The following is a 13,912-nucleotide window of genomic DNA, read 5'->3' on the forward strand; positions in this document are numbered from 1 at the left end:
GGGCGAGCGGGCCGCGAGCGACCCGCTCCCCCGTCGATGCTCAGGCCGTGGCGACGGCGACGACCGGAGCCGTGCTGGGCGTCCCGTCGGGCGAGCCGCCCGCGGGCTCGATGGTCACGGCGATCACGTCGCCGCTGTGCATCTCGCCTTGCAGCACGGCGGTCGCCTTGCCGTCGGCATCCGGTTCGAAAGTTCCCGCGGCGATCGGCGTCTCGCCCCGCACGAACCAGAGCTCGTAGGTCTTGCCGGCCTCGGGCATCGGCATCCCGTCGGTCACGAGGACGCTCTGCCCCGTCGAGGGCGACCAGTGGGCGGTCGCGACGGTGCCGTCGGGCAGCGTGGTGGTCGCCGACTGGGCGTCGGGGGCATCCTCGATCTGCTGCAGGGCGACCACGGCGGGCTGCGGGGAGAAGATCTGGCTGACCGTCACCGCGCCGAATCCGAGCACGAGGACGGCGGCGAAAGAGGCGGCGAGGGTGAACCATCGACGCGGCCCCCATCCGGATGCCGCCGACGGACCGACCGCGACCGCCTCGCGTTCGGAGGCGACGGGGGCGGCACCCGCGGCGGCGAAGTCCTCGTCGTCGAGCATCGCCTGCGCGCCGGCTGACACCGACAGCGGAGCGGGGTCCTGCGGGAGGTCGGAGATGCGCGCGAAGAGCGCTTCCCGCACGGAGGGCGGGGGCTCGACGGGTTCGACCGAGGCGCTGATGGCGGTGACGATGTCACTGGCATCGCGTACATGGTGGTCCCAGTGCGGATTGCCTGCCAAAGCCTCCTGGTACGCGCGTTCATCTGCCTCCGACAACGCGTTCATCGCGTGTCCGACGGCGAGGTCGGCGAAATCCCTCTCGTTCACTTGTCCACCCCCATTTCCATCCTCAGTCGCGACAATCCGTCGCGCATCCTGGTTTTGATCGTTCCGAGCGGCGCCCCGACGAGGGTAGCGATCTCACTTTGGCTGTACCCGCCGAAATAGGCGAGCGTGAGGGCCTCCTTCTGGGCGTCGGGAAGCGTCGCCAATGCATCGACGACGCGCCGCCCTTCCATTTTCAGTTCTACTCTCTCGGAGACGTCGTCGTAAGCGACATCCATATCGCGGAAGCCCGCACGCACATCCCGATCCGTGCTCGACTGCGAGGACCGGACCCGGTCCACCGCTCGTCGATGCGCGATCGTGAGTACCCACGACCTTCCCTGTCCTCTGTTCGGAGCGAACCGCGCGGCGGATTGCCAGACCTCGAGAAAAACCTCCTGGAGGACTTCCTCGCTCTGCGCGCGGTCCACGAGGACCCGCAGGATGAGTCCGAACGCGCGAGCGGACAGCGCGTCGTACACGGCGGCGAATGCGGAGCGGTCACCGTCGGCGACCCGGAGGAGAAGGGCGCCGATCTGGTCGGCGGCTCCCGCCCCGTCGTCGGGGAGGTCGAAGCCGTCGATCACCATGGCATCCATCATTCCCTACGCTGCCCGGGAGTCACGCGTACGTGCGCGCGCGTCGCGGTTGGGCTAAGGAGGGCGGCGACCGGCCCGCGCCCCGCCTTCCGGGCCGGTTTCAAAAATATTCTGAAGAATATTTATGTCTACCTGACCAGGATTTTTACCACAGCCGCAACGGGAATCCGCGGACCTTTCGCAACATTCCGCAATCCGATCCCCGGGGGGTCCCGAAGACCCTGTGTAAGCCGCTCCACGGCGAACCGCCCCTCGCACCGGGGTGTCCCTGACGGGTCGCAGACGCGATCCGAACGATTTCGGAGGAATGTCATGCTCACCAACAAGAAGCCTGTCGTCGCCGGTCTCGCCCTCGTTCTGGGCTCGGCCTTCGCTCTCACCGCGTGCTCGGGTGGCACCACCTCGGGCGGCACCGCCGAGGACAGCAGCTCGATGGCCCCCTCGATGGCCGCGTCGCCCTCCGCGTCGGCGTCGTCGTCGATGATGGACCCGGCCGCCAACCTCGTGGGCCCCGGCTGCGCCGACTACGCCGCCGCCGTTCCCTCGGGCGCCGGCTCGGTCGAGGGCATGGCTGCCGACCCGGTCGCCGTCGCCGCCTCGAACAACCCGCTCCTCAAGACCCTCACCGCGGCGGTCAGCGGCCAGCTGAACCCCAACGTGAACCTGGTCGACACGCTCAACGGCAGCGAGTTCACCGTCTTCGCCCCCGTCGACGAGGCCTTCGCGAAGATCGACGCCGCGACCATCGACTCGCTGAAGACCGACACCGACACCCTGACCAAGATCCTCACGTACCACGTGGTCCCCGGCCAGATCGCCCCGGACAAGATCGACGGCACGCACGCCACGGTCGAGGGCCAGGACCTCACCGTCGCGGGCTCGGGTGACTCGATCACCGTCAACGGCTCGACCAACGTCATCTGCGGTGGCGTCCAGACCGCCAACGCGACCGTGTACCTCATCGACTCGGTGCTGATGCCCCCGATGTAAGTCCTCGGAGCGTGAGCGATCACGCTTCCGACCGATCGATGACCGATCGGACCTGACGGCGAGCGCCGGACCCCAGGCGAGGGGGTCCGGCGCTCGCTTTCGTCGCAACCGGGGCCGTCAGTTCCGACCGACGACCTCGACGATCTCGTCCTGCACGAGTCGCGCCGCCGTCGGGCCGGCGTTCGTGAACCACGGGTCGTAATCCACCGCCGTGGCGTTCCCGTCGGCCACCGCCCCGAGGGTCTGCCAGAGCGGGGCGTCCTCGATGAACGCAAGACCCTGGCCGATCCCCGCGTAGAAGACGTGGTCGGCGTCGGCGAGATCGATCTGCTCGGCGCTGATGTCCTGCGACGTCTCGTCGAACTGCTGCGAGGCCGGGCGCCCGAGCCCGAGGTCCTGCGCCACCCCGCCGGCGAACGACGGCACGCCCATGATCCGCGTGCGGTCACCGGTGGACTGCAGGAACGACACCGTCGGCTCCCCGTTCGCGTGCGTCGAGGCGAAGGCGGCGCTGTCCGCCTGGAGGGAGTCCAGGATGCCGCGTGCCGCGCCCTCATCGCCGAGCGCATCGGCGATGAGCAGGAAGTCGCTCTTCCAATTCACCCCGTTGCCCTTCGTGACGACCGTCGGCGCGATCGCCGAGAGCGCGTCGTACAGCTCCGCACCCCGCGTGGAGTTGATGAGGATGAGGTCGGGGCGGGCCTGGGCGATGGCTTCGAGGTCGGGCTCGGTGCGTTGCCCGATGTCGGTCATGGCGTCGAGGGAGGCGGCATCCTGGGGGAAGGCCTCGCGCAGGTAGGTCGGCACGAGTCCACTGTTCTCGGCGCGGGTCGCCGCGGTCGGCACGACGCCCAGGGTGAGCAGCGCGTCGAGCTGGCCCGTCGAGACGACCGCGATGCGCGACGGCGCCGAGGGGATGTCGGTGACCCCGGCGAAGTGCGTGACCTGGCGCGGGAACACGCCGTCGTCCGCGCTCGACCCCATGCCCGGCTCGAGATCGCGCGCCACGACCCACTGACCCGTGGCTCCGGCCTCGGCATCCACCCCGGTCGTCGGGGCGGGTCCGGCGCACCCGGTCAGGCCGAGGACGGCGACGGCGATCGCTCCGATGCCGAGGGAGGCGACACCACGACGGCGAGGACGGAAACGGGCATGACGGGACGGGGAACGAAAGACGATCACCTAGTGAGGTTATCCTTACCTTTGTGCCCGATCCGACCACCGTCGCCTTCGCGACGCCGGTCCCTCCCCACGGCGCCCGTCGTCGGGCCGAACGGACGCGGCTGATCGCGTGGATCGTCGCGATGACGGTGATCGTCGCCGCCCTGGCCGTGGCCGGGCTGGCCGTCGGCTCGCGACCCCTCGCACCCGCGGACGTCGTCGCCGCCCTCTTCTCGGACCGTCGGGATGCCGTCGGCGTGATCGTCCACGAGCTCAGAGCGCCCCGCACCCTCACCGCCCTCCTGACGGGCGCGTGTCTGGGCATCGCCGGCGTGCTCATGCGCGCGGTGACGCGCAACCCGCTCGCCGACCCCGGCCTGTTGGGGGTGAACGCGGGAGCCGCCCTGGGGGTGGTCACGGCGATCGCCTTCTTCGGCGTGGGGACGGCCGGCGGATACGTCTGGTTCGCCTTCGCGGGGGCCGCGGGAGCCGCCGTCCTCGTCAACGCCGCGGCCCGCGCCGGTCGCCGCGCCGACACCGTCGGACTCGTGCTGGCCGGTGTCGCCCTGACCGCGTGCCTGTCGGCGGTGGTGCGCATCGTCACCCTCGCCGACGACGACACCTTCGAGTCGTTCCGGTTCTGGGCGGTCGGCTCCTTCGAGCGGCGCGACCCCGACGTGGCCCTGCAGCTCCTGCCGTTCACCCTGGTCGGGGCGATCCTGGCGGTCGTCGTCTCGCGCGGCGTCGACCAGCTCGCGCTCGGCACGGACGTCGCTCGCTCGCTCGGGGTGTCGCCCACGATCGTCATCGTCAGCGCGGGAGCGGCGATCACCCTCCTGTGCGCCACCGCGACCTCGGCCGCCGGTCCCCTGGCCTTCATCGGGCTGCTCGTCGCCCACCTCGTGCGCCGGCTCGTGGGCCCCGACGTCCGCCGCTCCCTCCCCCTCGCCGCCCTCGTCGGCGCCGCGCTCACCCTCGCGAGCGACATCCTCGGTCGTGTCATCGCCGCCCCGGGCGAGATCGAGGCGGGGATCGTCGCCGCGTTCCTGGGCGCCCCGCTGCTGCTGTGGCTCGTTCTGCGGAGGACGACGTGACCCGCCCCGCCGTGCAGGCGCGACGACGCCGCGGCGTCCTCATCACGGCGGTGACCCTCGCCGTCGCCCTCGCCGCCGCCGTCGTCGGCCTCACGACCGGGTCGTTCCACACGTCACTGCCCGAGGTCGTGTCCGCCCTCACCGGTCACGCCGACGCCCGCACGAGCGTCGTCGTGCTCGGACTGCGCGTACCCCGGGTGCTGGCCGCACTGCTGATCGGCGCCGCCCTCGCCCTCGCCGGCGCGGTGTTCCAGACGCTCGCCCGCAATCCGCTCGCCAGTCCCGACATCGTCGGGTTCACCGCCGGGTCGGCCACCGGCGCGCTGATCGGCCTGATCGTGATCGCCCCCACCGCCTCGCCGGCGGCCGGAGCCTGGACGGGCGGCCTGCTCACCGTAGTCGTGGTGATGCTCATCGCGCGCAGCGTCGGGGTGTCACGCGAGCGCACGATCCTCGCGGGGATCGCCCTGTCGATGCTGCTCGCCGCGGTCAACGACTACCTGCTGACGCGGGCCCCGATCGACATCGCCCGCAATGCCGACCAGTGGCTGCACGGGAGCCTCGCCGCGACGTCGATGGACGACGTCGCTCTGCTCGCCGGGTCGATCGGCATCCTGAGTCTCGTGCTCGTGCTGCTGCACCGGGATCTGCGCGCGCTCGAGCTCGGGGACGACACCGCTCGCGCGCTGGGCGTGCGCACGCCGCGCCTGCGTCTGGCCCTGATCGTCGTCGCCGCCCTCCTGACCGGAACGGCCACGGCGGTCGCCGGTCCGATCGGTTTCGTCGCCCTAGCCGCCCCGCAGCTCGCGCGGCGGATGCTCGGCAGTGCCGGCATCCCCCTCGTGGGCTCCGCCCTCACCGGTGCGAGCGTGCTCGTCGTCGCCGACGTCATCGCGCAGCGCGCGCTCGCTCCCCTGCAGATCCCGGTAGGCCTGCTGACCGGCGTGGTCGGCGGCGCCTACCTGTTCTGGGTGGTCGCGCGCTCGCGGCGGTGAGCACGCCGGGCGCGACAGTCCCGGTAGGCTGGTGTCATCAGGGCCTGTAGCTCAGTTGGCAGAGCATCGGACTTTTAATCCGCGGGTCGAGGGTTCGAGCCCCTCCGGGCCCACCACACGGGACACGTGAGAGCGGTCATCCCCCCGCCCGGCGGCCTCGACGCACTCGCTCGATCGTTTCGCCCGCGGCGACGGCGACGAGGAGAAGGGCGGCCGTGATCGACAGCGCGAGCGCGTCGGAGAGCGGGACGAAGACGGCCAGACCCGCGAGCACGGCCAGACCGACGAGGCCGAAGAGCTGAGCGCGCGACCACCGTCCTTCGAGAGTCCGTCGGAACAGCACGGTTCCGGCGAGGAAGAGGAGGGGCGCGCCGACGATGACGATCGTCGCGGCGGCACTGCGCTGATCGGGATGCGAGAGCATCTCCTTGTCGCCCACGCTCATCAACACGATCCCGCCGATGATCGGAAGGTGCACCCAGGTGTACACCGTGCGGGCGAGTCGGCCCGGTTCGTCCGAGGCCTCGATCGCCTCCGCGCCGACGCGCTCACCGTGATCGAAGTAGATCCACCACGCGGCCGCGGCCGCGACGAACGCCGTCGCCAGCGACGCGACCGATGAGATTGACGACTCCTTCTCGACGAAAGCGAGGCCGGTGACGAGCAATCCCTCGCCGACGGCGATGAGGACGAACAGCGAGGTCCGTTCGGCGATGTGCGGGCCGGACAGATCCCACGATTGGATGCGGACTCTTCCTCGCCCCGGTATCGGGTACCCGAGGATCGTGCCGAGCAGTTCGAGAGCCAGGGCCGCCGTCCACAACGGCAGCTGCCACGCGTGCGGCAACACGGCGCCGACGATCCAGAGGGCGCCGCCGGCGACGGTCCACCCGAGGATCAGGCCGAAATCGTGCGCGACCCGCCGGTCGTGACGGAGCGTCGCCCACACGATGAATCCCGTGCGCCCGACCTGGAGGACGACGTACGAGATCGCGAACGCCCACGCGCGGTCGCCGAAGGCCTCCGCGATCGAGACGCTCATCACCAGCGCGACGAAACCCAGCGCGACGACCGCTCCGCGCACGGGAAGCGTCACCGGGTCGAGCCAATTGGTCACCCACGTGGTCGACACCCACGCCCACCATAGGGCGCACACCATGATGATGCCCTCGAAAGCACCGAGCGGAGTCTGGTTCTCGAAGAGATAGGCGGACAACTGCGTCAGCGCGAAAACGAACATCAGATCGAAGAACAGCTCGACGTACGTCACCCGATCCGCGCGAGAGGAGTCCGTCGGGCGTCGTACGTCGTGGGCCATCCCGAATGCCATGCCCCATCCTGGCACTGACCTACCGGACGCGGAGGGATCTACCCGCCCGGGCAGCCGCACGTCCCGCCGCTGGAGCACTGGCACGGCATCGTCGGGTAATCCTCGGCGGTCACGGTGCGGCGGACGTCGAGGCCGTCGATCGACCGCGGCTCCCCGTGGCGCGTGTAGTCGATGACCTCGGCGACGTCGGCGAGGCCGTGCCCCTGCCCGTCGGTGCAATCAGAGGCCAGGGTGTCGATCCTCCGCTCACCGGACGGGAAACGCAGCTCGAAGTAGACCGCCGCGCTGCGGTAGTCGTAGAACAGTCCTCCACCCGTCTCGGAACCTCCCGACGTCGCGAGGATGAGCGACGCGCCCTCCGCGGATGTCGTGACGCCGAGGAGCTTGTAGGTTCCCCCGGCCGGCACGAAGGCGGGGTCGACGTACGCGGGACGGACGTCGGAGACCGAGCCGACCCGAGCCACCGCAGCCTCCGGGTCGGAGACGATGTCCGCCCGATAGGGCCACAGCGAGTCTTGCGCCCCCTCCACCATCCGGGCGAGCGAGTCCTCCAGCTTCGACTCCGGCGAGGGCATCACCCCGCACCCCGCCGCCAGCAGTGCCGACAGGCCGATGGCGACGGATCCGATGATGCGATGCGCTCCCCCGTGCATGCGGGTCAGTGTGCCGCACCCCGCATCACGTCAGCGGCATGCAGCGAGCGGGGCGGCATCCGTCACCCCGCGTCGAGCAGCATCACCCCGAACCCCGCGACCACCGCGCGCACCTCGTCGAGGTAGCGCTGCGCCTGCTCGGTGAGGGGGATGGCGGTGCGGCCGATCCACCCGATCTCGATCTGCTCGTCGACCTCGAGCGGAACCGCGACGATCTCGGGGTCGAGGTCGTCGCTGATGATCCCGGTCGAGATCGTGTACCCGCCGAGACCGATCATGAGGTTGAAGATCGTCGCGCGGTCCGACACCCGGATCTCCTGCCGGCTCGACAGCGTCGAGAGGATCTCCTCGGCGAAGTAGAACGAATTGTTCGCGCCCTGGTCGAAGGTCAGGCGGGGCAGATCGACGAGGTCGTCGAGGGTGGCGCGTCGACGGGATGCCAGGGGGTTCCGCCGCGAGACGAAGATGTGCGGCTCCGCGACGAAGAGGGGGTGGAAAGCCAGACCCGAATCGCGCAGCAGCTTGTCGAGCACGTTGCGGTTGAAGTCGTTGCGGAACAGAATGCCGAGCTCGCTGCGGAGGGTCCGGACGTCTTCGATGATGTCGAAGGTGCGCGTTTCCCGGAGGGAGAACTCGTACTCCGCGGCATCCGTCGCCTTCACCATGCGCACGAACGCGTCGACGACGAACGAGTAGTGCTGGGCGGAGACGCCGAGCAGGCGGCGCGAGGGGGGCCTGCCGAGGTAGCGCTGCTCGAGGAGCTCGGCCTGCTCCACCACCTGGCGCGCGTAGCCGAGGAACTCGACGCCGTCGACCGTGAGAGTGACGCCGCGGGCCGAGCGGGTGAGCAGATCGCGACCGACGCGCGTCTCGAGGTCTTTCATGGCGGCCGACATCGTGGGCTGCGCGACGTAGAGCAGGTCGGCGGCGGCCGAGATGGAGCCCTCGGCGGCGACCTCGATGAAGTACTGCAGCTGCTGCAGGGTGATTCCGCTCGACCGCTTCGCCATAGCTCCAAGCTATAGCACCGCATAGTGAAGGGGAATTACCCGATGACCGAGCTCGCGGCGCACCATGGGACCACTCCCATCAGCGGGCCCACCCGGCCCCCGCACCCGATTGGCCCGTCATGGCGAACGACATCACGTTCAGCATCACCACCACCCGTTTCGACGAGGACTACGCCCCCGCCGAGTCCTCGCGCGTCACGACCAACTTCGCCAACCTGGCGCGCGGCGCGGGCCGTCAGCAGAACCTCCGCAACGCCCTGTCGATGATGAACCACCGGCTGAACGAGCTCGTCCCGGGAGACGCCGACCGGTACCGCGTCGAGCTCGACATCGTCTCGGTGCACCTGCGCTTCGGAGACGGAGCGGATGACGAGGAGTTCCCCGTCATCGAGGTGCTCGACGTGAGCATCGTCGACACGCGCACCGGCGAGCGTCACCGCGGCATCGTCGGCAACAACTTCTCGTCGTACCTGCGCGATTACGACTTCAGCGTCGTCCTGCCCGCGGCCAACGCCGGCGGCGAGGGTTTCACGGTGCCCGAGGACTTCGGCATCCTGCACGGCAAGATCTTCCAGCACTTCCTCGACTCCGACGCGTACCGGGAGCGCTTCGCGCAGGCGCCCGTGATCTGCATCAGCGTGTCGACGAGCCGCACCTACCGGCGCACGGGCGTGGTCCACCCCGTGCTCGGCGTCGAGTACGCGCAGGACTCCTTCTCGCTCACCGACGACTACTTCGGCCGCATGGGCCTGCAGGTGCGCTACTTCATGCCGCGCGGCAGCGTGGCTCCGCTCGCGTTCTACTTCCGCGACGACCTCACCGCGGAGTACTCCGACCTGCAGCTCGCGGGCACGATCGCCACGATGGAGACGTTCCAGAAGATCTACCGTCCCGAGATCTACAACGCCATCAGCCCCGCGGGCGAGGTCTACCGGCCGACGCTCGACGAGCCCGAGTTCGTGCGGACCGGCATCGATTACGACCGCGAGGAGCGGAGCCGACTCGCGGTCACCCAGGGCCGCTACGCCGAGGAGCACTTCGTGACGCCGCACCGTCACATCCTCGACGCGTGGGCCGCCGACTACGCCGCACCCGTCCGATGACCCGCGAAGGAACCGCCGCCGTGACGACCCTCCTGCCCACCTCGACCGTCGGCAGCCTCCCCAAGCCCGCGTGGCTCGCGAAGCCCGAGGTGCTGTGGTCGCCCTGGGAACTCGAGGGCGACGTGCTCGTCGAGGGCAAGCACGACGCGCTGCGCGCCGCGGTGCAGGAGCAGGAGCGTCGCGGCCTCGACATCATCAGCGACGGCGAGCAGACCCGTCAGCACTTCGTGACCACCTTCATCGAAAACCTCGACGGGGTCGACTTCGAGAACCGCGAGACGGTGCGCATCCGCAACCGCTACGACGCGAGCGTGCCGACCGTGGTCGGCGCCGTGAGTCGCCGAGGTCCCGTCTTCGTCGAGGATGCCGCGTTCCTGCGCGCGCAGACCGACCGACCGATCAAGTGGGCCCTCCCCGGCCCGATGACGATGATCGACACCCTCGCCGACCGCCACTACGGCAGCCGCGAGAAGCTCGCGTGGAAGTTCGCGACCATCCTCAACCAGGAGGCGCGCGAACTCGAAGCGGCGGGAGTGGACATCATCCAGTTCGACGAGCCGGCGTTCAACGTCTTCTTCGACGAGCTCAAGGACTGGGGGGTCGCCGCCCTCGAGCGTGCCGCCGAGGGACTTCGCGCCGAGACCGTCGTGCACATCTGCTACGGCTACGGCATCAAGGCCAACACCGACTGGAAGGCGACGCTCGGCTCGGAATGGCGCCAGTACGAGGAGTCCTTCCCCCTGCTGCAGCGCTCGAGCATCGACACCATCTCGCTCGAGAGCCACCACTCGAACGTTCCGATCGAGCTGGTCGAGCTGATCCGGGGCAAGAAGGTCATGCTCGGCGCCCTCGACGTCGCCAGCGAGCGCATCGAGACGCCCGAAGAGGTGGCCGACACCCTGCGCCGTGCCCTGGAGTTCGTGGATGCCGACAAGCTCATCCCGAGCTCGAACTGCGGCATGGCGCCGCTTCCGCGTCACGTCGCGTACGACAAGGTCAGCGCGCTCACCGCGGGCGCGGCCCTGCTGCGCGCCGAGCTCGCGGGCTGAACGCCCGACGCGGGTCGGGACGGCGTCCCGGCCCGCGTCCACGCTGTGCGGGGACAAGGCGACGCCACGCGACGCCGGTCCCCCGGGATCGCGGACGCCGTGGCAGAGTCGGAACGCCCCCGTCCCCGTTCCCAGGAGCAGCAGTCCCATGCCCATCGCCGCCGATGACCCCCGCTTGACCTCGCCGTTCGAAGCCGCCGCGACCCGCTACGACGACGTCCCCTTCCAGCGGGCCGGAGCCAGCGGCATCCCTCTCCCCCGCATCTCCCTCGGGCTGTGGCAGAACTTCGGAAGCGCGCGCCCCCTCGACGTGCAGCGCGAGATCCTGCGCCACGCCGTCGACCGCGGGATCGTGCACATCGACCTCGCCAATAACTACGGCCCGCCCTACGGCGCGGCCGAGACGACGTTCGGAACCGTCCTCGACACCGACCTGCGTCGCTACCGCGACGAACTGTTCCTGTCGACGAAGGCCGGCTACGACATGTGGCCCGGCCCCTACGGCGACGGCGGTTCGCGCAAGTACCTGATGCGTTCCCTCGAGCAGAGCCTCACGCGCATGCGCACCGACTACGTCGACGTGTTCTACTCGCACCGCGTCGACCCCGACACGCCGATCGAAGAGACCGTGCATGCCCTCGCCGACATCGTGCGCAGCGGCAAGGCGCTCTACGCCGGCATCTCGAACTACCCCGCCGACCTCACCCGCCGCGCGCACGAGCTGCTCGCCGCCGAGGGCGTGCGCCTGTTCATCCACCAGCCGCGCTACTCGCTGTTCGACCGCACGCCCGAGGCCGAGCTGTTCCCGACGCTGCGCGGGCTCGCCGTCGGCAGCGCGGTGTTCTCACCGCTGGCCCAGGGTCTGCTCACGGGCAAGTACCTCGACGGCTCGGTCCCGGCGGACTCGCGGGCGGCCGACAGCCGCTTCCTCGACGCCTCGGCCCTCACCGACGACTACCTCGAACGCATCCGCGGCATCGACGGCGTCGCCCGCGAAGCCGGTCTCTCGGTCCCCCAGCTCGCCGTGGCGTGGGTGCTGCGCGACCCCGTCGTCACGACCGCCATCATCGGCGCATCGCGGACGAGCCAGATCGACGATGCCGTCGCCGCGAGCACCACGGTTCTCTCGGACGACGTCATCAGCGCCCTCGAACCGTTCGCCGCGGCCGTGGGCGAGCGCATCGCCTGAGCGCACAGCACACCGCCCCCGGGCGGCGCAAGCGGCGTGGCATCCCCGCTCCCGTCGCGTTGGCTGGGACTCCACCTGACAGAGGGAGGCCCCCATGGGCGTTGCACGATGGATCGGAACCGGAGCCGTGGGGCTGGCGGGCGCGGTGATCGCGCGAACGGCGATCGGCCGGGCCGTGGCGGCGGGGACCGTGGCCTACCGCGTGTGGACCGACCCGAAGGTGCAGAAGGTGCGTCGCCGGGTGGTGGCGAAACTCGCGAAGCAGCGTCGGGCGCGCTGAGCACGGATGGCCGGCCGTCCCGGGGCGCCGGTTCCGAATGCCGCGAGCGGGGCGGTCGCCCGTCATCGTCGCCGAGCGGCGTGCCCGCCGTCGACGGGGAGGGGAGAGAGCGGCTTGGTGACGCCGAACGCGAACGTGGTGTCGATGGAGGCGAGCGACGGGATCGAGCGCAGGTGCTCGCGCAGCAGACGCTCGTACTCCTCGAAGGTCGGCGTGACGATCCGCACGAGGTAGTCCCAGTCCCCCGCGAGCAGGTGCGCCTCCACGATCGAGGGGATCGCGCGGAGCTTCTCCTCCACGGCATCCACCGTCGCGCCCTCGTGCGACGCGAGGCGCAAGCGCACGAACGCGGTGATCGCGAGATCGACCGCCGGCGGCGAGACGACAGCGCGGTAGCCCGCGATGACCCCCGCGTCTTCGAGCCGGCGCACGCGCCGCAGGCAGGGCGAGGGTGAGAGGCCCACCCGATCGGCGAGATCCTGGTTGCTGAGGCGCCCGTCGCGCTGCAACTCCGCCAAAATGAGGCGATCGATCGCGTCGAGAGACTCCATGCGGCAGATTCTGCCAATTACTGATCCTTAGACGCAAGATTCGCAATCGACTGCCGCGACGCCCTTCCTAGGCTCACGAGGTGACCAGCTTCCCCCTCGCCCGCCGCTCCGCTCTCTCGCGGCGCACCCTGGTGGGGGTGGCCGCCGTCGCCGCCGTCGTCTGCCTGTGGTCGTCGTTCGCCCTGTCCACCCGGGCGCTCGAGGGAATCGGGATGGGCGTCGGCGACGCGGCCATCGTGCGCTTCGGCGTGCCCGCCCTCGCCCTCTCCCCCTGGATCCCGCGGACGCTCCGACGCCTGCGCGGGGAGCGTCCGGCCGTGATCGGCCTCGTCCTGCTTGCGGGACTCCCCCACTTCCTGCTGTTCGCGTGGGGCGCCCACCTCACCTCGGCGGCCCTCACCGGACTGCTCGTCCCCGGAACGGTCCCCCTCTTCGTCACGATCCTCCTCGCGATCCGCGGGCGGGCGGCCCTCTCGCGGCAGCGCCTGATCGCCCTCGCCGCGATCGTGGCCGGGGTCGCCGCCAGCGCCGCCCTCACCGGAGGCGCCGCCGGACCCGACGGGATCGCGGTGCTGCTCACCGCCGGTCTCGTCTGGGCGGCCTACACGCTCGGCCTCGCGCGCACGCAGCTCGACCCCCTTGGCGTCATCGCCGTGGTCTCTCTCGTCTCCGTCGTCGCCGCCCTCGCCCTCGCGGCGGCCGGTGCGCTGCCCTCGCAGCTGTTCACCGGCTCGATCGACCTCCCGGCGTGGGGTGCGTACGCGCTGCTGCAGGGCGTGGGCACCGGCCTGCTGTCGACGGCCTGCTACGTCGTGGCCGTGAAGAACCTGGGCAGCAGCATCCCCGCAGCGGCCGGAGCACTCAGCCCCGTGCTGACCGCGTTCGTCGCCGTCCCGCTCCTCGGCGAGCACGTGACGCCCGGGCTCACCGTCGCTCTGGTGCTGATCGTGTCGGGCGTCGCGGCCTTCGCTCTCGCCCCCTCCCGCCCGCCGGCCCGCACGCCCTTCTGAGCCTGCGCGGGTGCGTTCGCATCCGGAGCGATCCGATCCCCT

Annotated in this window: 15 protein-coding genes and 1 tRNA gene; 9 read left to right on the forward strand and 7 right to left on the reverse strand. The window is 70.5% G+C overall.

Features of this window, described 5'->3' with window-relative positions; all coding sequences use genetic code 11:
• Positions 1 to 40: 40 nt before the first annotated feature.
• Both FB047_RS07995 and sigK read right to left on the reverse strand, forming a co-directional pair.
• Entirely contained in the window at positions 41 to 859 is an 819-nt protein-coding gene (locus FB047_RS07995) for an anti-sigma factor (protein WP_136586657.1), read from the reverse strand.
• On the reverse strand, positions 856 to 1,446 hold the full coding sequence (gene sigK / locus FB047_RS08000; protein WP_136586658.1) for an ECF RNA polymerase sigma factor SigK: 591 nt from the start codon (positions 1,444 to 1,446) through the stop codon (positions 856 to 858). The genes FB047_RS07995 and sigK overlap by 4 nt, the downstream gene beginning before the upstream one ends.
• A gap of 321 nt (positions 1,447 to 1,767) precedes the next feature.
• Here sigK and FB047_RS08005 point away from each other — a divergent pair, with 321 nt between their 5' ends.
• Positions 1,768 to 2,445: a fasciclin domain-containing protein gene (locus tag FB047_RS08005; protein WP_136586659.1), complete on the forward strand. Its 678-nt coding sequence runs from the start codon at positions 1,768 to 1,770 to the stop codon at positions 2,443 to 2,445.
• Positions 2,446 to 2,562: 117 nt separating this feature from the next.
• Here the strand turns inward: FB047_RS08005 and FB047_RS08010 are convergent, their stop codons facing one another.
• Complete coding sequence (locus tag FB047_RS08010; RefSeq protein WP_240752673.1) at positions 2,563 to 3,627, reverse strand: iron-siderophore ABC transporter substrate-binding protein; 1,065 nt, start codon at positions 3,625 to 3,627, stop codon at positions 2,563 to 2,565.
• Between the two features lie 23 nt (positions 3,628 to 3,650).
• On the opposite strand from FB047_RS08010, the gene FB047_RS08015 reads away from it, so the two are divergent.
• From FB047_RS08015 to FB047_RS08025, 3 genes are all read left to right on the forward strand, one after another.
• Entirely contained in the window at positions 3,651 to 4,700 is a 1,050-nt protein-coding gene (locus tag FB047_RS08015) for a FecCD family ABC transporter permease (protein ID WP_240752674.1), read from the forward strand.
• Positions 4,697 to 5,695 carry a FecCD family ABC transporter permease gene (locus FB047_RS08020; RefSeq protein WP_167494181.1) on the forward strand — a complete coding sequence of 333 codons (999 nt, stop codon included), beginning with the start codon at positions 4,697 to 4,699 and terminating at the stop codon, positions 5,693 to 5,695. Before FB047_RS08015 ends, FB047_RS08020 begins: the two co-directional genes overlap by 4 nt.
• 40 nt (positions 5,696 to 5,735) lie before the next feature.
• A tRNA-Lys gene (locus FB047_RS08025) sits at positions 5,736 to 5,811 on the forward strand.
• A gap of 20 nt (positions 5,812 to 5,831) precedes the next feature.
• Here the strand turns inward: FB047_RS08025 and FB047_RS08030 are convergent.
• The 3 genes from FB047_RS08030 to FB047_RS08040 form a co-directional block, all read right to left on the reverse strand.
• On the reverse strand, positions 5,832 to 7,025 hold the full coding sequence (locus tag FB047_RS08030) for a low temperature requirement protein A (RefSeq protein ID WP_136586661.1): 1,194 nt from the start codon (positions 7,023 to 7,025) through the stop codon (positions 5,832 to 5,834).
• 38 nt (positions 7,026 to 7,063) lie between these two features.
• Positions 7,064 to 7,678 (reverse strand): hypothetical protein, encoded by a 615-nt coding sequence (locus FB047_RS08035; RefSeq protein WP_136586662.1) that lies wholly within the window; start codon positions 7,676 to 7,678, stop codon positions 7,064 to 7,066.
• A 62-nt stretch (positions 7,679 to 7,740) separates the two neighbouring features.
• Positions 7,741 to 8,688: a LysR family transcriptional regulator gene (locus FB047_RS08040; RefSeq protein ID WP_136586663.1), complete on the reverse strand. Its 948-nt coding sequence runs from the start codon at positions 8,686 to 8,688 to the stop codon at positions 7,741 to 7,743.
• 119 nt (positions 8,689 to 8,807) lie between these two features.
• On the opposite strand from FB047_RS08040, the gene FB047_RS08045 reads away from it, so the two are divergent.
• From FB047_RS08045 to FB047_RS08060, 4 genes are all read left to right on the forward strand, one after another.
• Positions 8,808 to 9,791, forward strand: coding sequence for a putative oxygenase MesX (locus tag FB047_RS08045; protein ID WP_136586664.1), 984 nt, complete (start codon positions 8,808 to 8,810; stop codon positions 9,789 to 9,791).
• Between the two features lie 20 nt (positions 9,792 to 9,811).
• Positions 9,812 to 10,840 carry a methionine synthase gene (locus tag FB047_RS08050; RefSeq protein ID WP_205822779.1) on the forward strand — a complete coding sequence of 343 codons (1,029 nt, stop codon included), beginning with the start codon at positions 9,812 to 9,814 and terminating at the stop codon, positions 10,838 to 10,840.
• Positions 10,841 to 10,988: 148 nt separating this feature from the next.
• Positions 10,989 to 12,029, forward strand: coding sequence for an aldo/keto reductase (locus FB047_RS08055; RefSeq protein ID WP_136586666.1), 1,041 nt, complete (start codon positions 10,989 to 10,991; stop codon positions 12,027 to 12,029).
• A 94-nt stretch (positions 12,030 to 12,123) separates the two neighbouring features.
• Positions 12,124 to 12,309, forward strand: a complete 186-nt coding sequence (locus tag FB047_RS08060; RefSeq protein WP_136586667.1) for a hypothetical protein — start codon at positions 12,124 to 12,126, stop codon at positions 12,307 to 12,309.
• 62 nt (positions 12,310 to 12,371) lie between these two features.
• Here the strand turns inward: FB047_RS08060 and FB047_RS17370 are convergent, their stop codons facing one another.
• Positions 12,372 to 12,860 (reverse strand): Lrp/AsnC family transcriptional regulator, encoded by a 489-nt coding sequence (locus FB047_RS17370; RefSeq protein ID WP_136586668.1) that lies wholly within the window; start codon positions 12,858 to 12,860, stop codon positions 12,372 to 12,374.
• Positions 12,861 to 12,940: 80 nt separating this feature from the next.
• On the opposite strand from FB047_RS17370, the gene FB047_RS08070 reads away from it, so the two are divergent.
• Positions 12,941 to 13,870, forward strand: coding sequence for a DMT family transporter (locus tag FB047_RS08070; RefSeq protein WP_136586669.1), 930 nt, complete (start codon positions 12,941 to 12,943; stop codon positions 13,868 to 13,870).
• Positions 13,871 to 13,912: the final 42 nt, after the last annotated feature.

It is taken from the genome of Microbacterium hydrothermale (assembly GCF_004854025.1).
In the GTDB taxonomy this organism is placed as follows: domain Bacteria; phylum Actinomycetota; class Actinomycetes; order Actinomycetales; family Microbacteriaceae; genus Microbacterium; species Microbacterium hydrothermale.

What these genes read in the sequence shown, in the direction of transcription:
- FB047_RS08045 (WP_136586664.1), top strand. Translation starts at nt 8,808, where the DNA reads ATGGCGAACGACATCACGTTCAGCATCACCACCACCCGTTTCGACGAG.
- sigK (WP_136586658.1), bottom strand. Translation starts at nt 1,446, where the DNA reads ATGGTGATCGACGGCTTCGACCTCCCCGACGACGGGGCGGGAGCCGCC.
- FB047_RS08040 (WP_136586663.1), bottom strand. Translation starts at nt 8,688, where the DNA reads ATGGCGAAGCGGTCGAGCGGAATCACCCTGCAGCAGCTGCAGTACTTC.
- FB047_RS17370 (WP_136586668.1), bottom strand. Translation starts at nt 12,860, where the DNA reads ATGGAGTCTCTCGACGCGATCGATCGCCTCATTTTGGCGGAGTTGCAG.
- FB047_RS08005 (WP_136586659.1), top strand. Translation starts at nt 1,768, where the DNA reads ATGCTCACCAACAAGAAGCCTGTCGTCGCCGGTCTCGCCCTCGTTCTG.
- FB047_RS08030 (WP_136586661.1), bottom strand. Translation starts at nt 7,025, where the DNA reads ATGGCATTCGGGATGGCCCACGACGTACGACGCCCGACGGACTCCTCT.
- FB047_RS08060 (WP_136586667.1), top strand. Translation starts at nt 12,124, where the DNA reads ATGGGCGTTGCACGATGGATCGGAACCGGAGCCGTGGGGCTGGCGGGC.
- FB047_RS08035 (WP_136586662.1), bottom strand. Translation starts at nt 7,678, where the DNA reads ATGCACGGGGGAGCGCATCGCATCATCGGATCCGTCGCCATCGGCCTG.
- FB047_RS08055 (WP_136586666.1), top strand. Translation starts at nt 10,989, where the DNA reads ATGCCCATCGCCGCCGATGACCCCCGCTTGACCTCGCCGTTCGAAGCC.